This is a genomic window from Roseateles sp. AC306 (assembly GCF_979253795.1).
Map to the genome: position 1 here is coordinate 95,798 of NZ_CEEDEB010000016.1, position 24,202 is coordinate 119,999.

Annotated in this window: 20 protein-coding genes and 1 pseudogene; 11 read left to right on the forward strand and 10 right to left on the reverse strand. The window is 69.1% G+C overall.

The window, feature by feature from the left end; genetic code table 11:
- Position 1: 1 nt before the first annotated feature.
- Genes AC0IZJ_RS24245 through AC0IZJ_RS24260 form a run of 4 tightly spaced genes read right to left on the reverse strand, consistent with a single transcriptional unit; the run spans position 2 to position 5,038 of the window.
- A complete protein-coding gene (locus tag AC0IZJ_RS24245) occupies positions 2-811 on the reverse strand; it encodes a carbohydrate ABC transporter permease (protein WP_471854163.1) in 810 nt (269 codons plus the stop codon).
- Positions 808-1,671, reverse strand: a complete 864-nt coding sequence (locus AC0IZJ_RS24250; protein WP_471854165.1) for a carbohydrate ABC transporter permease — start codon at positions 1,669-1,671, stop codon at positions 808-810. The genes AC0IZJ_RS24245 and AC0IZJ_RS24250 overlap by 4 nt, the downstream gene beginning before the upstream one ends.
- Before the next feature lie 2 nt (positions 1,672-1,673).
- Positions 1,674-2,882 (reverse strand): ABC transporter substrate-binding protein, encoded by a 1,209-nt coding sequence (locus tag AC0IZJ_RS24255; RefSeq protein ID WP_471854167.1) that lies wholly within the window; start codon positions 2,880-2,882, stop codon positions 1,674-1,676.
- On the reverse strand, positions 2,879-5,038 hold the full coding sequence (locus AC0IZJ_RS24260) for a family 20 glycosylhydrolase (RefSeq protein ID WP_471854169.1): 2,160 nt from the start codon (positions 5,036-5,038) through the stop codon (positions 2,879-2,881). Before AC0IZJ_RS24260 ends, AC0IZJ_RS24255 begins: the two co-directional genes overlap by 4 nt.
- A gap of 109 nt (positions 5,039-5,147) precedes the next feature.
- Here AC0IZJ_RS24260 and AC0IZJ_RS24265 point away from each other — a divergent pair.
- A pseudogene (locus tag AC0IZJ_RS24265) lies at positions 5,148-5,521 on the forward strand (DUF1801 domain-containing protein).
- Between the two features lie 111 nt (positions 5,522-5,632).
- Here AC0IZJ_RS24265 and AC0IZJ_RS24270 read toward each other — a convergent pair.
- Positions 5,633-6,040, reverse strand: coding sequence for a RidA family protein (locus tag AC0IZJ_RS24270; RefSeq protein WP_471854171.1), 408 nt, complete (start codon positions 6,038-6,040; stop codon positions 5,633-5,635).
- Positions 6,041-6,157: 117 nt separating this feature from the next.
- On the opposite strand from AC0IZJ_RS24270, the gene AC0IZJ_RS24275 reads away from it, so the two are divergent.
- Positions 6,158-7,066 carry a LysR family transcriptional regulator gene (locus tag AC0IZJ_RS24275; RefSeq protein WP_471854173.1) on the forward strand — a complete coding sequence of 303 codons (909 nt, stop codon included), beginning with the start codon at positions 6,158-6,160 and terminating at the stop codon, positions 7,064-7,066.
- Here the strand turns inward: AC0IZJ_RS24275 and AC0IZJ_RS24280 are convergent.
- The gene (locus AC0IZJ_RS24280; RefSeq protein WP_471854175.1) at positions 7,063-7,413 is read right to left on the reverse strand and encodes a DUF2200 domain-containing protein; all 351 of its coding nucleotides are present in this window, start codon (positions 7,411-7,413) and stop codon (positions 7,063-7,065) included. The genes AC0IZJ_RS24275 and AC0IZJ_RS24280 overlap by 4 nt on opposite strands.
- A gap of 55 nt (positions 7,414-7,468) precedes the next feature.
- Between AC0IZJ_RS24280 and AC0IZJ_RS24285 the strand changes: the two genes are divergently transcribed.
- From AC0IZJ_RS24285 to AC0IZJ_RS24295, 3 genes are all read left to right on the forward strand, one after another.
- Positions 7,469-8,548: an MBL fold metallo-hydrolase gene (locus AC0IZJ_RS24285; RefSeq protein WP_471854177.1), complete on the forward strand. Its 1,080-nt coding sequence runs from the start codon at positions 7,469-7,471 to the stop codon at positions 8,546-8,548.
- Positions 8,549-8,711: 163 nt separating this feature from the next.
- Positions 8,712-9,392 carry a cysteine hydrolase family protein gene (locus tag AC0IZJ_RS24290; RefSeq protein ID WP_471854179.1) on the forward strand — a complete coding sequence of 227 codons (681 nt, stop codon included), beginning with the start codon at positions 8,712-8,714 and terminating at the stop codon, positions 9,390-9,392.
- A complete protein-coding gene (locus AC0IZJ_RS24295) occupies positions 9,389-10,984 on the forward strand; it encodes a hypothetical protein (protein ID WP_471854181.1) in 1,596 nt (531 codons plus the stop codon). Before AC0IZJ_RS24290 ends, AC0IZJ_RS24295 begins: the two co-directional genes overlap by 4 nt.
- Positions 10,985-11,089: 105 nt before the next feature.
- Here AC0IZJ_RS24295 and AC0IZJ_RS24300 read toward each other — a convergent pair whose 3' ends face one another.
- Positions 11,090-11,932 (reverse strand): DUF4393 domain-containing protein, encoded by an 843-nt coding sequence (locus tag AC0IZJ_RS24300; RefSeq protein WP_471854183.1) that lies wholly within the window; start codon positions 11,930-11,932, stop codon positions 11,090-11,092.
- An 859-nt stretch (positions 11,933-12,791) separates the two neighbouring features.
- The gene (locus tag AC0IZJ_RS24305; RefSeq protein ID WP_471854184.1) at positions 12,792-13,190 is read right to left on the reverse strand and encodes a RidA family protein; all 399 of its coding nucleotides are present in this window, start codon (positions 13,188-13,190) and stop codon (positions 12,792-12,794) included.
- 84 nt (positions 13,191-13,274) lie between these two features.
- Here AC0IZJ_RS24305 and AC0IZJ_RS24310 point away from each other — a divergent pair, with 84 nt between their 5' ends.
- Positions 13,275-14,549, forward strand: a complete 1,275-nt coding sequence (locus AC0IZJ_RS24310; RefSeq protein WP_471854185.1) for an alanine racemase — start codon at positions 13,275-13,277, stop codon at positions 14,547-14,549.
- Positions 14,549-15,982, forward strand: a complete 1,434-nt coding sequence (locus tag AC0IZJ_RS24315) for an N-acyl-D-amino-acid deacylase family protein (RefSeq protein WP_471854187.1) — start codon at positions 14,549-14,551, stop codon at positions 15,980-15,982. The genes AC0IZJ_RS24310 and AC0IZJ_RS24315 overlap by 1 nt, the downstream gene beginning before the upstream one ends.
- Here AC0IZJ_RS24315 and AC0IZJ_RS24320 read toward each other — a convergent pair.
- Together AC0IZJ_RS24320 and AC0IZJ_RS24325 are read right to left on the reverse strand one after the other, a co-directional pair.
- A complete protein-coding gene (locus tag AC0IZJ_RS24320) occupies positions 15,954-17,342 on the reverse strand; it encodes a sensor histidine kinase (RefSeq protein WP_471854189.1) in 1,389 nt (462 codons plus the stop codon). The genes AC0IZJ_RS24315 and AC0IZJ_RS24320 overlap by 29 nt on opposite strands.
- Positions 17,343-17,552: 210 nt before the next feature.
- Positions 17,553-18,200, reverse strand: coding sequence for a response regulator transcription factor (locus AC0IZJ_RS24325; RefSeq protein WP_471854191.1), 648 nt, complete (start codon positions 18,198-18,200; stop codon positions 17,553-17,555).
- Between the two features lie 129 nt (positions 18,201-18,329).
- Here AC0IZJ_RS24325 and AC0IZJ_RS24330 point away from each other — a divergent pair, with 129 nt between their 5' ends.
- From AC0IZJ_RS24330 to AC0IZJ_RS24345, 4 genes are all read left to right on the forward strand, one after another.
- A complete protein-coding gene (locus AC0IZJ_RS24330) occupies positions 18,330-19,025 on the forward strand; it encodes a chitinase (protein WP_471854192.1) in 696 nt (231 codons plus the stop codon).
- Between the two features lie 25 nt (positions 19,026-19,050).
- Entirely contained in the window at positions 19,051-21,852 is a 2,802-nt protein-coding gene (locus tag AC0IZJ_RS24335; RefSeq protein WP_471854194.1) for a TonB-dependent receptor, read from the forward strand.
- A 115-nt stretch (positions 21,853-21,967) separates the two neighbouring features.
- Positions 21,968-23,101 (forward strand): DUF5009 domain-containing protein, encoded by a 1,134-nt coding sequence (locus AC0IZJ_RS24340; RefSeq protein WP_471854196.1) that lies wholly within the window; start codon positions 21,968-21,970, stop codon positions 23,099-23,101.
- Positions 23,101-24,198 (forward strand): lactonase family protein, encoded by a 1,098-nt coding sequence (locus AC0IZJ_RS24345; protein ID WP_471854198.1) that lies wholly within the window; start codon positions 23,101-23,103, stop codon positions 24,196-24,198. Before AC0IZJ_RS24340 ends, AC0IZJ_RS24345 begins: the two co-directional genes overlap by 1 nt.
- Positions 24,199-24,202 lie beyond the last annotated feature (4 nt).

The following is a 24,202-nucleotide window of genomic DNA, read 5'->3' on the forward strand; positions in this document are numbered from 1 at the left end:
GCTAACCCTTGACCGCGCCGGCAACCAGCCCGCGCGTGAAGTGCCGCCCCGCCAGCAGATAAACGACCAGGGTCGGCGCCGCTGCCAGCAGCGCCGCCGCCATCTCCAGCGGATAGGCGCGTGCGCCGGTCTCGGTCTGCGCGCTCAGCTGCGCCAGCGCCGCCGTGATGGGCCGCGCGTCATCGGGCCCGAACACCAGGCCGAACAAATACTCGTTCCAGATCGTCGTGAACTGCAGGATGAGAACGACGACGAAGATGGGCCGGGACAGCGGCAACACCACGCGCCACAGCAGCCGCCAGAAGCCCGCGCCGTCCAGCCGGGCGGCCTGCAGCAGCTCGTCGGGAAAGGCCAGGAAGTGATTGCGGAAGAACAGCGCCAGCGGCAGGCTGTAGATGACGTGGATGGCGATGAGCAGGCCCAGTGACCGGTCCAGTCCCAGCCGCGCCATGGTGATGGCCAGCGGCAGCAGATAGACCTTGATCGGCAGGAAGAAGGCCAGCACCAGCAGCAGCCCCACCCAGCGCTCGCCACGGAAGCGGTATTTGCACAGCACGAAGCCATTGACGGCCGCGAGCAGCGCCGACAACCCCACCGCCGGCACCGCCATCATCAAGCTGATGCCGAAGCTGCCCGACAGCTGCGCCCAGGCCTGGCGCCATGCGGCAATGCTCGGCTCGCGTGGCAACGCTAGAAAGCCCTGCTGCGCCTCGGCCACGCCCTTGAAGCTGTTCATCAGCATCAGCAGCAACGGCAGCGCGATGACGGCCGTCGCGAAGATGGCCAGCAGATAGAGCGTCAGCCTTCTCATGCCGCCGCCCGCCGCGAACGAACCACCGCATAGGGCAGCGCGATGGACAGCACCATCATCACCAGCACCATGGCGCTGGCCGCTCCCAGGCCGAGGCGGCTGCGCTCGAAGGCCATCTGGAACATGTAGAAAGCCGGCAGCTCGCTGGCCTGGCCGGGGCCGCCCTCGGTGAGCACGACGACGAGGTCGAAGGTCTTGATGGCCGCTGGCAGCAGCACCAGCAGCGCCGACGCGAGGCTGGACCCGAGCTGCGGCAGGATGACGCGTTTCAACAGCTTCCACCCTCGGGCGCCGTCCAGTCGCGCGGCCTGCAGCATGGACTCGTCGATGCCGCGCAAGCCCGCCAGGAAGATGGCCATGACGAAACCGCTGATCTGCCACACCGCCGCCACGACCAGCGCGTAGACAGCCATGTCCTCCTGCGCCAGCCAGTCCCATCGAAAGCTCGCCCAGCCCAGCGAGCGCACGCCTTCAGCCAGGCCTTGCTCCGGGTCCATCAGCCAGCGCCAGGCGCTGCCGGTGACGACCATGGACAGCGCCATCGGGTGCAGCCACACCCAGCGCAGAGCGCCCTCGCCGCGCAGCTTCTGGTCCAGCAGCAGCGCCAGGCCCAGGCCGATCAGCAGCGGCAGCACGACGAAGCCGACGCCGAAGCGCAGCAGGTTCCACAGCGCGGCCTGCCAGCGCGGGTCCAGCAGCAGGCGCTCGTACTGCTTGAGGCCGACGAACTCGTGGCTGGGCAGCAGGTTGGAGCGCGTCAGCGACAGCCAGCCCGTCCACAGCAGGAAGCCGTAGAAGAAGACGGCGCCAACCAGCAGCAGCGGGACCAGGCAAGCAAGTGCAGTGCGGCGTTCAGACATCGTCAATCCACCTGCCGCAGCGCCTGTGCCAGCCGCGTCTGCGCCTGCGACGCCGTCATGCGCTCGCTGGCCCAGTAGGCCGACAGCAGGTCCTTCATGCCGCCATAGGCGCTCTCACCGAGGCGGGCGCTCAAGGCCAGCACCAGCTCGCCGCGTGCCTCGCCGGCGCGGAAGTCGGCCGCCGAGCGCTGGGCGCAGGCGTTGAAGCCGCTCAGGTCCGCATCACGCCGCACCGGGATGCCACCCTTGAGCCTGGCCAGCATCGCTGACGTCTGGGGCTCCAGCAGCAGCCCGGCCAGGCGTTGCTGCGCACCCAGCCGCGCGGGCTGAGCGAAGAAGACCAGCCGGTCGAACTCGAAGTAATGCAGACCGGCGTGGCCGGGGGCGGCCGTGCAGTCGTAGTCCACGCCGGGCTGCCAGCCGGCCTTCTGGAACTCGCCATTGGCCCAGTCGCCGGTGAACTGGAACACCGCGCGGCCCTGCAGCAGCAGCGCCGTCGCGCCGGCCCAGTCGCGGCTGACCTGGCCGGCGTCGGTATAGGCCTTCAACGACCGGAACTCCCGCAGCAGCGCCGTCATGCGCTCGCTGGCCAGCAGCGCCGGGTCGGCCTGCACCAGCGCGCGCTCGAAGAAGTCGCGCCCCGCGCGGCCCAGCACCACGGCGACGAAAAGGCTGAGCTTCTGCCCCGCCGAGCTGCCGATGGCCAGCGGCAGCAGGCCGGCGCGGCGCAAGGCCTCGGCCGTGCGGTGGAACTCGTCCCAGCTCTGCGGCTGCGTCAGCCCATGCGCGCGCAGCAGACGCTGGTTGCTCCACAGCGTGTTGAGGCGGTGCACGTTGAGCGGCACGGCGGCCGGCTTGCCGGCGCTGCGCAGCTCGGTGGCGACGGCATGCGGCAGCGCGGCGAACTGCGCGCTGACGACCGGCCCCAGGTCGGCCAGCGGCACGGCCTCGGCCCAGATGCGCAGCGGCTTGTCGGTCTGGGCCAGCGTCGGCGGGTGGCCGGACAGGAAGCGCGCCTTCAGCAAGGTATTGGCGTTGGACGCGCCGGCCACAGCCGTCGTCTTCAGGTCCACGCCGCCGCGTTGGGCGGCTGCTGCCAGCGCTTTCACCATCACGGCCTCGCTGCCGGACGTCCAGCCATGCAGAAGCTCCAGGTCGGCGGCATGGGCGCTTGCGGTGATCGCCAGCGCGATGACGGCGAAGCGCTTCACGACAGCGCGTCCAGCTGGTGCTGCAGCGGCTGCACGAGGGCGGGCAACATCTCGTCCACCAGCGCGGCCGCCCGGTGCAGGCGCAGTTGCGCATCGTCGGGCTTGTGGCCCAACCAGAGCGCTTGGCCCAACTCGATCAGATCGGCCAGCGTGCCAAGCAGCGGCAATGCCGGGGCGAGGTGGGGCGAGGCGGCGAGCAGCGCGCACCAGGCGGGCAGCTGCGCGCGGGCTTCATCCAGCGCGGCCAGCCACGTCGGGGCGTCATGCAGGCTCACCATCAGCGGGCTCTCCGCCGGCAAGGCGTCGGCCAGGCGGTCCAGCGCCTCGCCCTGGTGGTAGGTCTGGGCGCGCTTCTTGGCGTGCTGGCGGGCATAGCCAGAGCCGGGCTCCAGCCACAGCGCCAATGCATGCAACAGCGCGCGGTCGTCGGGGTCGGGGCACAGCGCCTCGAACAGCGACGCGGCCGGGTCGGCGGCGATGCGGCCGGTGGCGACCAGCCAGCGCTGAGTCATGGCCAGACGTGGGGCCAGGCCTTGCGTCTGCCTGCTGTCGTCCGGCGGGTCGCTCCACAGCCGCTCGGCCACGGCCAGGGCGCGCGGCCAGGTGCGCAGCGCAAGCTGCGGCGCCTCGACCAGCTCGCTCCACAGCGCGACCTCGCCGCCGAGCATGGGAACGGTCGCGCCGCCAGCATCGGCAGGCCATGGCGGTGCTTCGTCGCGCCGCCACACGCAGGGCTGGCGCAGCGCGCCCAGGCGCAGCCAGCCCGTGCCAGCTGCGGCGCTGCCGTCTGCCGGGCCCCAGAACTCCAGCTCGCCCAGATCGCTATCGACCCGCAGCCGCCACGGGCCGCGGCTGCTGACAACGCGTGGCGCCAGCCATTCATCCAGCGTGCCGCTGCTGCGCAGATGCAGCCGGGCCTCATCGCCGCTCAGCCACAGCCTGCCCTCGACAGTCCACGTGCCAACCGTCGCCTGCAGTGCCCAGCCCTGACCACCGGCAGGTGGTGCGCCGGGCCGCGCGGGCGGCCGCAACGGGCGGCGCCAGTGGTAGGCAGCGGGGTGGATCTGGTCCAGGTAGAAGCCCGCGCTGCGCAGCCGCCCGGCCAGGCCCGGCGGCGCCAGGCGCAGCGCCTCTTCGCCGCGCCAGCATTGCAACAGGCTGCCCGGTGGCAGCGCGGTGGACTGGCCCATCTCGTCCCAGGCCACCAGCCGCCGGCCATGGCGGCGCAGCACGGCGCCCAGGCGGGCGAGGTAGACAGCCTGCAGCCCGGCCAGACCGGAGCCGCGCTGTTCGGCCAGCCGCGTCCATGCGGCTGGCGCCATCTCGTCGCCGCCCAGATGGATGAAGGGGTCGGGGAAGACCTCGGCCCATTCGGCCAGCAGGCCGTCGACAAAGGCGTAGAGCGCGTCGCTGTCCGGGTTCACGGCAGCGCCGAAGACGCCGAAGCCGGCCTGCGCCTCGGTGGGCACGGGCGCGCACAGCAGCTCCGGGTAGGCCAGGCCCAGCGCCCAGCAATGGCCGGGCAGGTCCAGTTCGGGCACGACGCGGATGCCGCGCGCGGCGGCTTCGTCGACCAGGCGGCGCGCCTGCTCCAGCGTGTATGAGAAGCCGCCGCTGGCGCGTTGCTGCAGGCGCGGGAAACGCATGGATTCGAGCCGCCAGGCCTGGTCGTCGGTCAGATGCCAGTGCAGCACGTTGAGCCGCGCGGCAGCCATGCCGTCGAGCAGGTGCAGCAGCGTGTCGAACGGCAGCGGCCTGCGCGCCACATCCACGAGCAGGCCGCGCCAGGGATGGCGCGGGGCGTCGTCGATCTGCAGCGCCGGCAGGGTTTTGGCACCCGCCTCGCACGCCGCATGCCAAAGCTGCGACAGCGCATGCAGGCCGTGCTGCACGCCGGCCGGCGTGGCGGCCTGCAGGCGCACCACGTCTGCGCCCAGCCGCAGGCGAAAGGATTCGTCGTCGCCCAGCAGCGGCATCCGCGGCGCCAGGCTGGGCAGCACTAGCCGCGCCGACGCCGCGCTTTCGTGGGCCGGCAACAGCGCCCGCAGTCTGGCCGGCAAGTCCCGCAAACCGGCCACGGCCGGCCCTGCGCCGGGCAGCAGGGTCAGCACTTGCGGCTGGGGCAGCAGCGCGGTGGCGAACGGGGAAAACGACATGCGGCCATCTTCTGCCCGGCCGGCTTGGGCCTATCTCAAGCGCATCTGAAGGTTGTCTCAAGAGGGAGGCCAGAATGCGGCGTCAACACTTGCATGCACCGGAGTTGCCATGGCGAGCGAATCCCCCGCCCAACTGATCGACGCCAAGATCGCCGCCCTCGGCGACTGGCGGGCAGACACACTGAAACGGCTGCGCGAACTCATCCTCGCCACCGACGACGGCGTTATCGAGACGTGGAAGTGGGACGTCCCCGTCTGGGAGCGCGACGGCATCCTGTGCACCGGCGAGACCTACAAGGCCAAGGTCAAGCTGACCTTTCCGCATGGCGCGGCGTTGGCCGATCCGAAGGGGTTGTTCAACTCCAGCCTGGAGGCAAGGTGAGAAGGGCGATTGACTTGGGGCCGGCCGATGAGGTGGACGCGGCGGCTTTCAAGGCGTTGATCAAGGCGGCGGTGAAGTTCAACGAGGGCAAGGCGAAATGAGGGGCTCACGCCGCCCGGCACTGACGGACTGAATGCAGTTCGCGCGCATGCCAGAGCGCCTTGCTTGCCCAACGTGCTGTCAAGGCCGGCGTCGTTGGGCGTTGACTGCGTTCACCCCAACCTCCCAACATCCGGCAGCTTGGCGACGACCTTGATCTCAAAGTCAAACCCGTAGAGCCACGTCACGCCAACGCCCGTCAACGTCGGGTGCGGCGCCTCGCCCCAGAACTCGCCGACGATGGGCCAGATGCGGTCGAACTTGGTGGCCGGGTCGACGATGAAGACGGTCACGTCGATGACATCGTCGAAGCTGCAGCCGGCCGCCGCGAGGACGGCGTTCAGGTTCTGGAAAGCGAGGCGGACTTGCGCCTCCAGCTCGGGCTCGGGTGAGCCATCGGGCCGGCTGCCGACCTGGCCCGACACGAACAGCAAGCCGTTGGAGCGGATGGCCGGCGAGTAGCGGTTGCGCTCATAGAGGGCCTGGCGGCCGGGTGGGAAGACGACGTCGCGTGTGGGCATGGGGAGGCTCCTGCAAGACAAAGTGAGGGGAACGGACACTCTAGAAAGTTCGCCCCTCCCGATAAACAGGCAGGACGCACAAACACTGTTTGGCCGGCCCAAACAACAGGAACCGCTATGGACCGATTCGACGCGCTGCAGGCCTTCGTCCGCGTGGTGGAGGCGGGCAGCTTCACCAAGGCGGCACTGACGCTGCACATGAGCAAGACGACCGTGACGCAGCTGGTGCAGCAGTTGGAGGCGCGGCTGGGCGTGCGGCTGCTGCACCGCACGACGCGCCAGGTGACGGTGACGACGGAGGGCGCGGCCTACTACGAGCGCGTCGTGCGCGTGCTGTCGGACCTGGAAGAGGCCGACACCGGCTTGACGGGCGATCCGGGCGCACCGGGCGGCCGCCTGCGCGTGGACGTGCCCAGCCCCTTCGCGCGCCTCGTCCTGATGCCGGCCCTGCCCGAGTTTCACCGCCGCTACCCAGGCATCCAGCTGGACATGGGCGTCAGCGACCGCGTGGTCGACGTGATCGGCGACAACGTCGACTGCGTGCTGCGCGGCGGCGAGGTCACGGTGCCGTCGCTGATCGCGCGGCGGGTCGGCGACCTGCAGATGGGCGTGTATGCCGCGCCGGGCTACCTGCGCAGCGCCGGCACGCCCGCGCATCCAAGCGATCTCGAAGGGCCGCACCACCGCATCGTCGGCTTCCTGCGCTCCAGCACCGGCACGCTGGCGGCGATAGCCCTGCGGCGCGGCGAGGAGAGCGTGGCGGTGAACGGCCGGTACGTCGTCTCGGCCGACGACGGCAACGCCTATCTGGCCGCCGGCCTGGCCGGTATGGGCGTTCTCTGGCTGCCGCGCTACATGGCCGAGCCGCATGCGGCGCGCGGCGAGCTCCTGCCGCTGTTCGGCGGCTGGCAGATCGAGCCCATGCCGATGTACCTCGCCTACCCGCCGACCCGCCACGTCAGCCCCAGGCTGCGTGCCTTCATGGGCTGGATCGACGAGCTGATGGCGAAGCTCCCAGAGGCCTAGCCGCGCAGGATCTTTTCCATCGCCTTGCCCTTGGCCAGCTCGTCCACGAGCTTGTCCAGCCAGCGGATCTTCTGCATCAGCGGGTCTTCGACGTCCTCCACGCGCACGCCGCAGACCACGCCCTTGATGAGGGCCGTGTTCGGATGCAACGCAGGCGCCTGGGCGAAGAAAGTTTCAAAGTCGACCGCAGCGTCCAGCTGACTGCGCAGGCCGGCCTCCTCGTAGCCGGTCAGCCAGCAGATCACCTGGTCGACCTCCGCCTGCGTGCGGCCCTTGGCCTCGGCCTTGCGGACGTACAGCGGGTAGACCTTGGCGAAGGCCGTCGTGAAGATTCGGTGCGCGGGCATGGGGGCAATCTTGTCTCAAAAACCAGCCTGCCACCTCTCCTGCAAACTCCCCGCCATGCGACTCCTGCACCTCCTGCTTCTGCTGGCCTGCCTGCCCCTGCTGACGAATTGCGCCAGCAGCAGCGACTGTGGCTCGCCCCACGCCGCCTCGGCTCAGTTCAAGAACTGCGCCTTCGCCAACCTGCCCAACCCCGCCACGCCGCCCGGCGCCAGCGGCTGGGCGATCTGGTCGCGCTTCATCTTCGGCAGCAAGACGGGCACCGTACCGGTGGACGCCATCCCCGTGCGGCCGTTGACGACAGCGCAGCTGGAGGCGCTGGACCCGCAGGCCAACCACGTCGTGCGGCTGGGCCACTCCTCGCACCTGCTGAAGCTGCAAGGCAAGTTCTGGCTCATCGACCCCGTCTTCGGGGAACGTGCATCGCCCCTCAGCTTTGCCGGCCCCAAGCGCTTCCACGCGCCGCCGCTGACGCTGCAGCAGCTGCCGGCCATCGAAGGGCTGATCCTGTCGCACGACCATTACGACCACCTCGACGTGCCCACCATCGAGTACCTGGCGCAACGCGTGCAGCGCTACTTCGTGCCGCTCGGCGTGAAGGCACGGCTGGTGGCCATGGGCGTGCCGGCCGAGCGCGTGCAGGAGTTCGACTGGTGGCAGGGCGCCACGCATGCCGGCGTGCAACTCACGGCCACGCCGGCCCAGCATTTCTCCGGCCGCAGCCTCACTGACCGCAACAGCACGCTGTGGGCATCCTGGGTCATAGCGAGCGGCGGGCAGCGCATCTTCTACAGCGGCGACTCGGGCTACTTCCCCGGCTTCAAGCAGATCGGCGAGCGCTTCGGCGGCTTCGACCTGGCGCTGATGGAGAACGGCGCCTACGACGCCTACTGGCCGGCCGTGCACATGACGCCGGAGGAGAGCGTGCAGGCTTTCCAGGACCTGCGCGGCAAGCTGCTTTTCTCGGTGCACAACAGCACCTTCGACCTGGCCTTCCACACCTGGCATGAACCACTGGACCGGTTGGCCGACCTGGCGGCGGCCAAGGGCATCGAGCTGGCGACGCCGGAGATCGGCGAGGTGCTGACGGTGGGGCAGCCTCGGACCAACCGGCGCTGGTGGGCAGGCTTGAAGTAGCCACGCGCCACGACGGGCCACAGCCACGGAGAGCCGACCCGCTGGCTTGCTTTTTGCAGTTCTGCCCTTGACCCGGCGCTTTCCCGGCCGGCGTGCATCAACTCGGGGCGGCCATGCGCCAACTCGAGCCCAGCCGTCATGCCAGGACAGTGAGGAGCGGACCATGCAAGTCACCATAGCCGCGGCGCCCGAGCCGGTGGCCGTTGACCCGGCTCGCACGGCGGTCGTCATCATCGACATGCAGCGCGACTTCATCGAGGCCGATGGCTTCGGGGCCAGCCTGGGCAACGACGTCTCGCTGCTGCGCGCAGCCATCGCCCCCTGCCAGGCGCTGCTGGCCGGCGCGCGGGCGGCGGGCATGCTCGTCATCCACACCCGCGAGGGCCACCGCCCCGACATGACCGACGCGCCGCGCGCCAAGGTGGAGCGCGGCGCACCCAGCTTGCGCATCGGCGCGGCCGGCCCGATGGGGCGCATCCTCATCCGCGGCGAGCCCGGCCATGCCCTCATCCCCGAGCTTCAGCCGCAGGCCGGCGAGCCCGTCATCGACAAGCCCGGCAAGGGCGCCTTCTACGCGACCGACCTGGGCGCCATCCTGCAGCACCGCGGCATCGAGGCGCTGATCGTCTGCGGCGTGACCACCGAGGTCTGCGTGCACACCACCGTGCGCGAGGCCAACGACCGCGGCTACCGCTGCATCGTGCCGGGCGACTGCTGCGCCTCCTACTTCCCCGAGTTCCACGAGGTCGGCCTGCGCATGATCCAGGCGCAGGGCGGCATCTTCGGCTGGGTCACCGATTCGGCGCGCGTGCTCGCGGCCATCGACACAAGGAGCGCTCCATGACGATGCCCTTGACCACCTCGCCAAAGCTCTGGGTGCCCGGCGACTGGAACGCCCTCTTCGGCTTCGGCACCAACATCCTGGTCAACCTGCTGACGCTGACCGCGCTGCTGCGCTTCGTGCTGAAGATGCCCGACGAACTCGTGTTCGGCCGCATCCTGCCCGCCGCCGGGCTGATGATGTTCCTGTCCACGGCCTACTACGCCTGGCTGGCGTGGAAGCTCGCCAAGGCCACCGGCCGCAGCGATGTGTGCGCCCTGCCCTCGGGCATCAGCGTGCCGCACATGTTCATCGTCGTGTTCGTCATCATGCTGCCCATCTCGCTGAAGACGGGCGATCCGGTCAAGGGCTGGGAGGCCGGGCTCACCTGGGTGTTCGTGCAGAGCTTCGTGCTGATGGTGGGCGGCTTCATCGCGCCGGTGATCCGCCGCATCACGCCGCGCGCCGCGCTGCTGGGCACGCTGGCCGGCGTGTCCGTCGCCTTCATCGCGCTGCGCCCGGCGCTGGAGATGTTCATGACACCGGTCCTCGGCCTGGTGTGCTTCTCGGTCATCCTGGTCAGCTGGTTCGGCGGCGTGCGCTGGTTCCGCGGCATCCCGGCGGGGTTGGTAGCCATCGCCCTGGGCTGCGCCATCGCCTGGGGCTCCACCGCCCTGGGCATGCCCATCGGCGGCATGAGCCTGTCCGCGCTCGGCGCCTCGTTTGCCAACTTCGGCTTCTCCGTGCCGCTGCCCGCCTTCGGTCATGTGTTCTCGGGCTTCGAGTTCCTGGCCATCATCCTTGTCACGGCCATCCCCTTCGGCATCTACGACCTCGTGGAAGCGATGGACAACGTCGAGAGCGCCGCCGCCGGCGGCGACAGCTTCCCCACCACCCGCGTGCTGACGGCCGACGGCGTCGTCAGCCTGATCGGCTGCCTGATGGGCAACCCCTTCATCAACGCCGTCTACATCGGCCACCCGGGCTGGAAGGCCATGGGCGGGCGCATCGGCTACTCGCTGGCCACCGGCGTGGCCGTGCTGGTGATGTGCTGGCTGGGCATCATCGCGGTGATGACGACGCTGATCCCGGTCGTCGCCATCGCGCCCATCCTGCTCTACATCGGCATGCTGATCGGCGCGCAGGCTTTCCAGGAGACGCCGCGCAGCCACGCGCCAGCCATCATCCTGGCCTTCATGCCGCACCTGGCGGCCTGGGGCAAATTGCAGATCGACAACGCACTGGGCGCCGCCGGCACCAGCGCCGCCGCCGTCGGGCTGGACAAGCTGGGCCAGACGGGCGTGCTGTATCACGGGCTGGAAGTGCTGGGCGGCGGCGCCATCCTCGGCGGCCTCGTGCTCGGCGCGATTGCCGTGTTCATCATCGAACGTCAGCTCGCCAAGGCCGCCACCTTCGCGGTGGCGGGCGCCGCGCTGACCTTCTTCGGCTTCATGCACGGCGAGCAGATCGGCATTGGCAAGAGCCTGCCGCTGGCGCTGAGCTATCTTGGGTTTGCGGCGGTGCTGCTGGCGTGTGCGAAGTTTGCGCAGACGGCGCCCAAGGCGGTGGAGGCGAATGGGGAGCGGGGGGAGATCGACGAGCCGGTCACAGCTTGATGCCCCTGAGTGCGTGGGCTGGTTGCGCTGATCAACGTTTGACATAAGAGGCGCTGATCGGCTTGCCGGGCAGCGTCCTCTCGATGGGAGCGTTAGCCGTCTCGTTCAATGTGCAATGCCTACAGCTCTAACGAAGCGCAGGCCGAACTCAGTAATGCGTAAGAACCCATGCTCGAAGGTGACGTGGGCATCAGGTGGTGGAAACTCGACACGAAGGCGCAAGACCTCTGGGCGGTTTTCTAGCCAGTCATAGGCCCCCGGCACAAGAATCTGTGCGTCATATCGAAACTCAACCAAACCGAGTCGAATCCAGTTTTCGGCAATGGCTGTGCCGTCGCCATGCTCAGCTGGATCGTTGCTTCCTAGAAACGTAAGGGGCTGGAGGTGTCGGTACACATGACGAATGCCAACGTCGCCGTTTACCTTCAGGAATACGTTGGCGACGGGAATGCTGCTGCCCGATGTGAGAACTGCAATTGGAAGTGTCTTCAGCAACCTTGCCTCTTCGGCACTGAGTTGTTTTATCACTTCAACAAATGAAGGATGCGCGTGGTTCTGTGATCTCCTGTCCATAGCGGTCGCAAGCAGACCTAGGTACAACTCCTTTAGGTCTGGCTCCTCGTGGCTGTACGCGAGGCCCTGAATGGCTGGGCCTGCAACTGACGCTTTCGGTTCGACAAGATCTGATGCCGGAATGCTCGTTGTCTTTTCAGCGAGTTCGCTTGGAAACTTGGAAGAGAAGTAGTTTCTGGCTTTCTCTACGCCGAAGTTGATCGCCGCGAAAGGCAGAAGCAGTGTGTTAATTGTGTTGGTCACTGTCACAGCAGCAGTGCCAAGGTTGGCCGCTGCCTTCTTGACTTTCGGATCATCGCCAGCGGCTTTGATCATCTCGCTGACGACGCTCATTGCCCCCTTGGCGACTTCAATTGGCGACTGATCATCAGGCATTGGCGTAGCTCCTAGACGGCTAACGTGCGAGTTCAGCGGGCGGCGAAGCCGTCCGCTGCAGCAAAAGGTTAGCCAGCCTACGACGTGCCATAAGTGCATTGCGCCGCGCTAGCAAAAATGCCTTTGAGTGATGCGGGACGCGGATATAGAGCTGCAACGCAGCTCGAACTCGCCCTTGGTCAAAAAGTGAATTGGCGATGTTGTAGAGCAGATCCCCTCTGCGTTCCCATTCCGAACGAGCGCGAGCGCGTCGAAAGTATCGTTCCGCCGCGCGCGCTTTGCCTAACTCGCTGAAACACGAACCAAGAGCCCACAACGTATCGACATCGTCGGGAGCCAAGCGTAGCGCTTTGAAGAACGCTCGCTGTGCGGACCTCAGGTCGCGAGTGCGATACAACGCGTCGGCTTCGCGGTAACACGCCAAGTGCTGCTCCCACGCTTGTGCTTCGTTCATACGCTTGGCTGGCTAACGTGTCGTAGATGGATCGTTAACGATTCCTGCCTAACATTTGAGCATGCGAACGTACCGCCACGCCACCAGCGCTGAACGTGACGCACGTGCGGAGCGGCGGCTGGCACGTGCTGCCGAAGGTGGGAATGCCCCGCTTCAAGCGGCTCGAGAAGATCACCGGCAGCCGTTTGACTGGACTTTCGCTTGCGGCGGCGTTTCGTGGCACTTGCACTTCGAGCCCAACCTGAAGGACGTCAGGCAGCGGCGCGTCTTCAGGGATGGACAGCCATGGATGTGTGCAGGGCTCGAACGGGTTTGGCGGACGATGCAAAAGGAGATGGCTCCTGCGCACGGTCGGCAGCATTGGCGCTGACCGCCGAGGCACGGTGACCGCCGCGCCAATCAGCGCTACCCCACCGGCCGATACGCCACCACATCAATCTCCACCTTCGCCGGAATCATCAGCCGCGACTCCACCGTCGAGCGGGCCGGCTTGCCGCCCGGGAAGTAGCCCATGTAGACGCGGTTGAAGGCACCGAAGTCGCGGGCGTCTTCGAGCCAGACCGTCGTCTTGCAGACGTCGGCCAGCGTGGCGCCGGCCAGTGCGAGGGCCGCCTCCAGGTTGGCAAAGACCTGGCGGGTCTGGGCCTCAATGCCGCCGTCGACGATCTGGCCGCTGGCGTCCACCGGCACCTGGCCGGAGACGTAGACGAAGTCGCCGGCGCGCACGGCGGGGGACAGGGGGCGGGGCTGGCGGTCGCTGGCGGTGGGCTCGACGCCGAGGAAAACAAGGTGGGTGTCATTCATGGCGGCGCAGTCTGGTGGCGCGACTGGCCTTGTGCAAGAGCGCCCTTTAGACGGCCTTCAGACAGCGGCGCGATGATTGCCAACATGCAGCAAGACAACACCCCGCGCCCCGGCTGGCTTGGCCCCTGGCTGAAAGGCTTCCCCGCGTTGCAGGCGCCGCTGCCGCTGGCCGAGGTGGCGCAGCGCGGCTGGACGATTGAACAACTGCCCACGCCGCTGGCCGTCGTTCGCCAGCAGGCGCTCGCGCACAACATCGACTGGATGCAGAACTTCGCCGCCGAACGAGGCGTGCAGCTCGCGCCGCATGGCAAGACAACGATGAGCCCGCAGCTTTTCCGCCGCCAGCTCGACGCCGGCGCCTGGGGGCTGACGTTTGCGAACGTGCACCAGCTGCGCCTGGGTCTCGCGGCCGGCGCGCGGCGGGCGTTGATTGCCAACCAGCTCGTCAGCGCGGCCGATCTGGCCGAGCTGCTGGACCTGCGCCGCCGCCACGCCGGCGTGGAGCTGGCCTTCTTTGTCGACTCGCAGGCGCAGCTGGACCTCATCGCCGCGCACTGGGCACAGCTCGGCGCGAACGAAGGCCGCTTGGACGTGCTGATCGAGCTGGGCACCTCGCGCTGCGGCGTGCGCGAGCACGGCCCTGCGCTGGCACTGGCACGGGCGCTCAAGACCCACCCGGCGCTGCGGCTGCGCGGCATCGGCTTCTACGAGGGCCTGCAGGTCGTCGGCGAGACCGAACCCGACATCGCGCTGATGCAGCAATGGCAGGCGCGCGTCGAGGCGCTGCTGGCGGACATCGAAGCCGAAGGCCTCATCGACGTGCAGCCGCTTTGGCTCAGCGGCGGCGGCTCGGCGCTGTTCGACCTTGTTGCGCCCGTCATTGCCGGCAAGCCCGGGCGCCTGGGTCTGCTGCGCTCCGGCTGCTATGTCTGCCACGACCACGCGCACTACGGCCGCTACATGCGGACGATGGACGAGCGCATGGGTACGCCCATGGGCACACCCAGCCTGCAACCGGCGCTGGAGGTGTGGACGCAGGTGCTGTCCAGCCCCGAGCCGGGCCTGGCGCTGCTGAATGCCGGCCGGCGCGATGTGTCTTTCGACCAGGGCTGGCCGGTGCCGGTGTGGCACCTGCGTGGTGGCGAGCGGGTAGTGCCCCAGGGCTGGCAGGTGACGGGGCTGAACGACCAGCATGCCTACCTGCGCTGGGACCCGGCCGAGACCGATGGGCCGGCCGTTGGCGAGCGCGTGGCGCTTGGGCCGTCGCACCCGTGCACGACCTTCGACAAGTGGGCTTGGATGGCCGTCGCCGACGAGGACGACCGCGTCGTGGACGCGATCACGACGCAGTTCAGTTGATGGAGCTTCTAGAGGGGGCGCTGATCGTCGATGGCAGCGGCGCGCCGGGCTGGACGGGTGATCTGCTGATCGCCGGTGACCGCATTGCCGCGCTGGGGACGGCGCTGCAAATCGACCCAGCCGTGCCACGCCGCGACTGCGCCGGCCTGGTGCTGGCGCCGGGCTTCATCGACGCGCACAGCCACGACGACGCGGCCCTCATCACGGCGCCGGGCATGACGCCCAAGCTCAGCCAGGGCGTGACCACCGTCGTCACCGGCAACTGCGGCATCTCGCTGGCGCCGCTGGTGACAGCCGACCCGCCGCCACCCATGAACCTGCTGGCGCGCGAGCAGTTCCGGTATCCCGGCTTTGGCGATTGGCGAACCGCTGTTGACGCGGCCCGGCCGGCGGTGAACGCGGTCGGCCTGGTCGGCCACACAGCGCTGCGGCTGCGCTGCATGAGCGACACGAGCCGCCCCGCCAACGACGCCGAACGCGAGGCCATGTGCGCGTTGCTGGATGACGCGATGAGCCAAGGCGCCGCCGGCCTGTCCTCCGGCACCTTCTACGCCCCCGCCGCTGCGGCTGACGCCACCGAGCTGCTGGCGCTGGCCCGCGTGGCCGCGCGGCATGGCGGCGTCTACGCGGTGCACCTGCGCAACGAGATGGCCGGCGTGCTGGATGCCATCACCGAGGCCGCCGACTGCGCCCACGCGGCCGGCCTGCCGCTCGTCATCTCCCACCACAAATGCGCCGGCCGCGCGCAGTGGGGGCGCAGCCTGCAGACGCTGGCGTTGATCGAGCGGCTGAGCCAGCGCCAATCGCTGGGGCTGGACGTCTACCCCTACCTCGCCGGCTCCACGGTGCTGCGCGAGGACCTGGCCGACGGCCTCACGCCCATCCGCCTGACGTGGAGCGAAGCCCACCCCGAACTGGCCGGCCGCTGGCTGACGGACATTGCGCTCGACTGGAACGTCAGCGAGCCCGAGGCCGTTGCGCGCCTTCAGCCTGGCGGCGCCTGCTATTTCCAGATGCATGCCGACGACGTGGACCGCATCCTCATGCACCCACTGGCCATGATCGGCTCGGACGGCCTGCCGCACGACCGCTTCCCCCACCCCCGGCTGTGGGGCGCATTCCCGCGCGTATGGGCCCACTACGGCCGCGAGCGCGGGCTGCTGACGCTGGAACAGGCAGTTCACAAGATGACCGGGCTGACAGCGCGGCGCTTCGGGCTGCACGACCGCGGCGCGCTGCGCGCCGGCGCGGCGGCGGACCTGGTGCTGTTCGATGCCGAACGCCTCGCCGACGGCGCCGGCTACGGCACGCCGACGCTGCCGGCGGTGGGAATCGCGGCCGTCTGGGTGAATGGCGAGCTGGCACTGGACGACGGCGAGCCACGCGCCCGCGCCGGCCGCCTGCTCAGGCGACTGGCTCGCGCGGAAAGCTGACCTTCACCGTCAGCCCGCGCCCATCGGGCCCGTCCAGCAGCCCGACCGTCGCGCCATGCTGGGCGGCAGCGCGCTCGACGATGGTCAACCCCAGGCCGCTGCCGTGGCATTGCTGGTCGCCGGCCAGGCGCACGAAGCGCTCGAACACACGCTCGCGCAGCTCGGGCGGAATGCCCGGCCCGGCGTCGCTGAGGGTCAGCGTCACGGTGTCGGCCTCTTCCACCAGCGCGGCGCTGACGTGGCCGTTGGCAGGCGAGTACTTGATGGCGTTGTCGACGAGGTTGTCCACCAGACTGCACAGGGACTCGCGGTTCAGCCACATCGTGATCTGCTCGGGCGCCACCAGCTCCAGCTCGATGCGCCGCTTGACGGCCAGGCCGCTGGCCAGCGCGATGCGCTCACGCACCAGGTCGACCAGGTCGTGGCGGGTCTTGCTGAGGTCCAGCGCGTCGGCGCCGGAGCGGGCCAGCGCCAGCAGCTGATGCACCGTGTGCGTGGCGCGCTGCACGCCCAGGCGCAAGCGGTCCCTCGCCTCATCGCGGGCGCGCATGTCGGCCTGGTCCAGCCCTTCGGAGCTGAGCTGGATGACGGCCAGCGGCGTCTTCAGCTCGTGGGCGGCGTCGGCCAGGAATTCATGCTCGCGGTCCAGGCGCTGCTGCAGCCGCGTCATCAGCGAGTTGACGGCGTTGACCAGGGGCGCCAGCTCCACATAGGGCGTGGCGGGCAGCGGTGTCAGGTCTTGTGCCGAGCGGGCCGAGATCTGCGCGCCGATGCGCTTGAGCGGCGCAAAGCCGAGGCGGAACAGCAGCCACAGCGGCAGCACCAGCAGCGGCAGGCCGTAGAGCAGCGGGCGGGCGTAATAGCTCAGCCCGGCCAGGCTGAAGTGCCAGTCGCCGGGGCGCTCCTGCCAGCGGCGCACGACGAGTTCGCGGGCGGCGTCGCGCACCTCCGTGTAGAGCCAGCGGTCGTCCTCGCCGGGCACGGCCTCCTGGGGCAGCACGCGGTCGCGGCCGGTCAGGTCAGGCTTGAGTTCGGCCAGCACGGCGTCGCGCTTGAGCACCTGCAGCAGGCGGAAGGGCGAGCGGTGGCCCTTGAGCCGCCACTCGCGGTCGCGCATGCCTTCCAGCGCCAACAGGGCTTGGTCGAGCCGGGCGGCGTCGGCATGCGTGTCGCGCGCACGCTCAAGCGCCAGCTCGGCCCACAGCATGTTCTCGGCCTGGCCGTTGTTGACCTGCAGCACGCGAATGTCGATCAGCTCGCGCGCCACCAGGAAGAGCCAGCACAGGAACAGCACGGCAAACACGGCCGCCAGGCTGCGCCGGAACAGCGAGCGCTGCGCGGTACTTGCGTCAGCCGGCATGGCGATGGTGCATTGCGGGCCGAGCGCCGGGCCGTCCCAAGCCGGCCCGTCTGGCGATGTGCGCGCGGCTCAATGCCGCAAGCATCGCCGTCCCCTCGGGGGCTGAGGCCGGACACGGCAAGTCCTGTGGACTTGTCGTGCCTGCCGAAGCTCTGCGGCCGCTGGCCGCAGAGCGGTCCCGGCCAAGGTACCCCTTGGACGAGGGGCTCATCATCCGCGCTCGACGAGATAACCCACCCCGCGCACGGTGCGGATATAGCCCTCGCCGATCTTGCGGCGCAGGTTGGAGATGTGCACGTCCAGGCTGCGGCCGTCCATCTGGCAGGGCGCGCGGTTCTCCAGCTGGCGGCGCGTGACGACGCGGTCGGGCAGCTTGATGAGGGTGAGCAGCAGGCTGAACTCGGTGCGCGACAGCGGCAGGCGCTCCTGGCCACGGCGCACCTCCATGCGGGGTTCGTCCAGCACCAGGTCGCGCAGCTGCCATTCGGCGGGCTGGCCCTGCGCCTCTTCTCCCTGGCTGCGGCGCATGACAGCGCGCAGCCGCGCCAGCAGCTCGGAGCCGGCAAAGGGCTTGACGAGGTAGTCGTCGGCGCCGCCGTCCAGGCCGTCCAGGCGGTCCTCGATGGCGTCGCGCGCGGTGATGACGAGCAGCGGCAGCTTGCGGTGGTTGCGGCGCAGCGTGCGCAGCAGCTCCATGCCATCGCCGTCGGGCAGGCCGAGGTCCATGACGACGGCGTCGAAACCGCCCTCGGCGATCCACAGCCGTGCGTCGGCGATGCGGCGCAGCCACATCACGTCGTGGTCAGCGTTCTGAAGCAGGGCCTGCAGGGAGCGGCCCAGTTCCAGGTCGTCTTCCAAAAGACAAATTCGCATGTCCTGGACTTTAGTGACATCCGCGTTAAGACGGTCTTAACAAGCCGTTGAAGCAGCGCATAGGCACCCCGGCAGACAGTCGTGGCCATTCTTGATTCGCCTTGATACCTGCGCATGAACCGCGTCCGCCTTCTGCTTTGCATCTGTCTCATCTCACCGCTGACCGCCTTCGCGGCGGGCGCGGCCTTCCTGCCCAGCCGCGCGCAATTCGACGCACTCTTCCCCGAGCGCATCGCCTTCTACAGCTACGAAGGTTTTGCCGAGGCGGTGCGCCAGACGCCCGGCTTCGCGGACTGGGGCAACGCGACGCAGCGCCGGCAGGAGATGGCCGCCTTCCTGGGCCAGATCGCGCACGAGTCCGACCAGCTGCGCGCCCAGCGCGAGTACAAGCGCGCGAACTGGGACAAGTACTGCCGCGCCGACGCCCGCCTGGGCTGCGCACCCGGCCAGCAGTACTACGGCCGCGGCCCCATCCAGCTGAGCTGGAACTATCAATACAAGGCGGCGGGCGACTTCCTCGGCATCGACCTGTGGAGCGACCCCGACCGCGTCGCGCGCGACTCCACCGTGGCCTGGCGCACGGCGCTCTGGTACTGGATGACGCAGCCCGGTGAGTCCACGCAACCGGCGCACGCCGCGCTGCGCGCGAACGCCGGCTTCGGCGCGACGACCCGCGCCATCAACGGCCCGCTGGAGTGCGACAAGCCAGCCGACCCCGAAGCCCTGCGCAAGAACGACCGCCGCAGCCAGTTCTACAGACACGCCAGCGAGCTGTTCGGCGTCCCCCTCATGCACCCGCTCGGGTGCTGACAACCCACCCCCGGAGAAAGTGACCATGCGAGAGAAGAAGTCCATCCACCCCCAGACCGCCATCGCGGCCGCCGTGCTGCTGAGCCTGGCGCTGCCGGCACTGGCCCAGGAGGCCCCGAAGAAGGAGACCCTGGAGGCCGTCGTCGTCACCGGCATCCGCGCCAGCATGGAGAAATCCCTGCAGACCAAGCGCAATGCCGACGCCATCGTCGACGTCATCACCGCTGAAGACGTGGGCAAGCTGCCCGCCACCAACGTCGCCGAGGCGCTGACCACCATCCCCGGCGTCACCATCGACAAGGCCTTCGGTCAGGGCGAGAAGGTGTCCATCCTGGGCACCGACCCGGCCCTCAACCGCACGCTGATCAATGGCCAGACGATCGCCTCGGCCGACTGGTTCATCGCCGACCAGCCGGGCCGCACCTTCAACTACTCGCTGCTGGCGCCGCAGCTGATCAACAAGGTCGAGGTCTACAAGTCGCCCGAAGCCTGGCTCGACGAAGGCTCCATCGGCGGCACGGTGAACATCTCCACCCGCAAGCCGCTGGACCAGAAGGCCTTCACGCTGGCGGCTTCGCTCGGCTATCTCTACAACGACCGCATCGGCAAGGGCAAGCCCACCGTGGCCGGGCTGGTCGGCTGGCGCAACGACGCCAAGACCTTCGGGGTCATCTTCTCGGCCCAGCGCTCGGAAGAAGGCATCCGCCGCGATGGCGTGGAGTCGTACGGCACCGTCAAGGGCAGCGACTACATCAACGGCAGCGGCGGTGGCGGCTCCATCAACAACCTGCCGACCGACTGGTCCGTCGCCCCCAACCCGGACGGCAGCCAACCGAAGAAGCCGGCCTCCTGCGTCGGCAGCTGCGCCACCACGCTGCTGGCCAACCCGAACGCCGTCGGCCCCAACTCCGTCAGCGCGCACTACTTCGAGCAGACGCGCGAGCGCGACACGCTGTCGCTGTCGCTGCAGGCCCGCGCCAACGACAAGCTCGACTTCGAGTTCAACGCCCTCAAGGTGAAGGCCGGCTACGACAACCGCAGCCACTCGATGTTCGCCTTCCAGGGCAATGCCTACAACGGCCTCATGAAGATGACCGACCTGGCCGTGGATGGCGGCGTCATCACCAAGGGCACGTTCAAGAACGCACTGATGGTGTACGACCTGATCGACCGCAAGGCGACGGTGGACACGACGTCCTATGACCTCAAGGGCAACTACAAGGACGACCGCTGGTTCGCCTCCTTCCACGCGGGCGCCTCCAAGGCCACCGGCGGCACCAAGCTGCAGGTCTACGGCGAGTTCCTGAACTGGTCCGACTACAGCTACGACATCAGCAGCGGCACGCCCAGGCTGAGCATCACCGGCGTGAACCCGCTGAAGGACCCGAGCGCCTTCCAGATCGACGGCGGCTGGGGCTCCGACCCCACCAAGAAGGAAACCTGGAACACCGGCTGGGGCGGCAACATCGTCTTCAAGCCGACGGTGGACAAGGAAGAGTTCATGCAGGTGGACGGCGGCCTGAAGTTCGACGGCCCCATCTACCAGCTGCGCTTCGGCGCCAAGCACCGCGAGCACAACACCACGCAGACGATGGGCGGCGTGTCGCTGGCATCGGTGAGCGGCTATGGCGACGCCAGGGCCAGCCAGTTCTCGCCAAAGCAGTTGCCGGGCAACTATCTCAGCGGCTTCGGCAACGTCGGCGATTTGAGCAACCGCTACACCATCGACGGTGAAGCGCTGGCCGGCTACATCACCAGTGGCAAATGGCTGGCTCCGTGGCAGACCATGCCGCAGCCCGCCACGTTCAACGACCCCTCCTTCGTCGCCAACACCTGGTCGGTCAAGGAAGTCGTCGATGCTGCCTACGTGCAAGCCGACTACGCCATCGACGCGCTGCGCGGCAACTTCGGCGTGCGCATCGTGGACACCACCTCCAGCAGCGGCGGCTGGGCCTGCACGGTGTCCACGGGCCAGGCCTGCCCGGCAGACAAGTACGTGGCGACGACCGTGCAGAAGAACTACACGAACATCCTGCCCAACCTGAACGTCGCCTACGAGTTGAACGGCAACGTGGTCCTGCGCGCCTCGGCCGCGAAGGTCATGTCGCGCCCGAACTACGGCGACATGTCCAGCTACCTGTGGATCGGCGATCAGACCAAGTCCGGCGGCGGCGGCAACCCCGACCTCAAGCCCTACAAATCCACCAACCTGGATTTCTCGGCCGAGTGGTACTTCGCCAGGAACGCCATCCTGGCCGGCACGATCTTCAACAAGAAGGTCACCGACTACGTGCTCGTCACGACGCAGCAGGAAGTGCACTTCAACCAGTTCGAACGCCAGAACACCACCTACGCCGTCTCGCGCCCGAACAACGCCGGCCGCGCCACCATCAAGGGCGCGAGCCTGGCCTTGCAGGCCAACATCGGCTGGGGCTTCGGCGCACTGACCACCTACACCTTCTCGGACGCCAAGACGAGCACGGCCGGCTCGCACCTGCCGTTCAACTCCAAGCACCAGTACAGCCTCAGCCCGTTCTATGAAAGCGACCGCTTCAGCGCCCGCGTGACCTACACCTACCGCTCCAAGTACTACACGCAGGCTGACCGCGGCAACTTCCTGGTCACCGACGGCAGCAAGGACCTGGCCGCCAGCGTCAACGTGAAGCTGACCGACCGCCTCAGCCTGGGCCTGGACGCGATGAACCTGCTGGACAGCGAGTACCGCAACTACGCGGACGTCACCGGCATCGCCAACACCGAGTTGCTGACCCGCGGCATCTACCGCACCGGCAAGCGTTACCAGGCGGTGCTGCGCTACAACTACTGAGCGTCATCCGCCGAGCCGGCCTGCGGGCCGGCCCCGTTCCTCGTTGTGGCAGGCCTACTGGCCACGTTAGGGCGGCCCGCGAGGGCCGCCCCTTTTTGCCTTGTAATCGCGCCCCATGACTGCAAGCGCCTCCGCCCCGTCCCGCCTCGCGGGCATCGACCTGCTGCGCGGCCTGACCGTGGCCGTGATGATCCTCGTCAACGAGTGGGCCGGCGTGGCCGGGCTGCCGGCCTGGATGAAGCACGTGCCGGCGGACGCGGACGCGATGACCTTCGTGGACATGGTGTTCCCCGCCTTCCTGTTCATCGTCGGCATGTCGCTGCCATTCGCGCTGCAGGCCCGGCTGGCCCAGGCCGGCCGCCGGGGCGCGCTGCGGGCGGTGGGCGAACGCACCGCGGCCCTCATCGTCACCGGGCTGTTCATGGTCAACGCGGAAATGGCGCCGGCCGGCTTCAACGCGTCGGGCTGGCTGCTGGGCGCCTTCCTCGGCATCTTCCTGCTGTGGGGCAGCGTGCGCGGTGGGCCGCCGCTGGCCTGGCCCTGGCGCCTGGCCGGCGCCTTCCTGCTGGGCGCGCTGCACGGCGCCTATCCGGGCGGCATGGGCGTGCACTGGTGGGGCATCCTCGGCCTCATCGGCTGGGCCTACGGGCTGGCGGCGCTGCTGTTCATCTTTGCCGCGCCGGGCGCGCGGCTACCTTTGGCACTGGCGGGCATCGCGGCCTGCGTCGCCTGGTTCGCGTGGGCCGCGCCGCACGCGGGCGGTGGCGGCCACGCCACGCACACGGCGCTGGTGCTGGCCGGCCTGGCCACCGCCGTGCTGCTGCACGACCCCCACCACATGCTCGCACCCGACCGCGCCACTCGTGCCGCGCTGCTGCTGGGCTTCGTGCTGCTGGCCGTGGGCTTCAGCCTGCGCAGCCACTTTCCGCTGTCCAAGATCCAGGCCACGCCCACCTGGGGCCTGGTGTGCGCGGGCGCCACGCTGCTGCTCTACCTCGCCGTGCGCCCGCTCGCCGAGGCGGCGCCGGGCCGCGCGGCGCTGCGCGTCCTCGGCGACGCGGCGCGCCACCCGCTGCTGGCCTACCTGCTGCCCTACGTCGTCGGCGCCGCGCTGGCCCTGCTGCACTGGCAGTGGCCGGCGGCGCTCAACGTCGGCTGGGCCGGCGTCGCGCGCGGCGTCGTCTTCCTCGCTCTTGTCCTCGTGCTGCTGCGACTGTTGCTGCGCACGGGTTTACGACTCAAGCTCTGATGCTCCGCCGCCACCTGCTCACCCTGCCCGCCCTGCACCTGATGCCAGCCCTCGCCGCCACACCCGCCCGCTTCCTGCATGTCGGCACCTACGCGCCGCTGGGCCAGGGGATCTACAGCTTCGCCATCGGCGGCGACGGCGCGTTGAAGCCGCTGGGCGTCACGCCCAACGCCGGCAGCCCGAGCTGGCTGGCCACCGACGGCCAGCGCGTCTACGCCGCCGAGGAAGGCAGCAGCCACATCGCCGTCTACGAGCAGGATGGCGCCGGCCGCCTGACCCTGCTGCAGCGCGAACCCAGCGGCGGCCAGGGGCCCGTCCATCTGTCGCTGGGCGCGGGCCGCGTCTGGGCGGCCCACTATGGCGACGCCCGCTTCTCCGCGCTGCCACTGCGCGCCGATGGCCGCGTCGGCGCCGCCGAGAGCTGGCCCGGCTGCACGACCGACTGCCGCCCCGGCCCGCCGCGCGCCGCCAAGGCCCCGACCGGCAGCCAGGCCAACAGCGGCCACGACGCGCCGCACGCCCACATGATCCAGGCCAGCCCCGACGGTCACTGGCTGCTGGGCACCGACCTCGGCCGCGACCGCCTGCTCGTCTGGCCGCTGACCGCCACCACGCCGGGGGCGCCCGCGCAAGAGCTGGCCCTCAGCCCCGGTTCCGGCCCACGCCATTTCGTTGTCGTGGGTGAACTCGTCTACGTGCTGCAGGAGGAGTCGTCCACGCTGACCACCGTCGCGCTGACGGCCGACGGCCCGCGCCTCGTCGACGAGATCAGCGTACTGCCCGCTGGCTTCGCCGGCACCAGCTACGCCTCCGACCTGCTTGTCGCGCCCGGCAGCAAGCACCTCTACGCCTTCAACCGCCTGCACGACAGCCTGGCCGTCGTCTCGCTGGCCGAGCCGCGCCAGCCCCGCCTGCTGGACCACCACTGGGTGCACGGCAGCTACCCGCGCAGCGCCTGCATCGCCGGCGGCCACCTCTATGTGTGCAACCAGCGCAGCGACCAGCTCAGCCACTTCGACCTGAGCCGCCCCGAGGCGCCGCGCTTCACCGCCCGGCAGACGGCGGTGCCGAGCCCGGCGGGGGCCTGTTCGCTCTAGACTG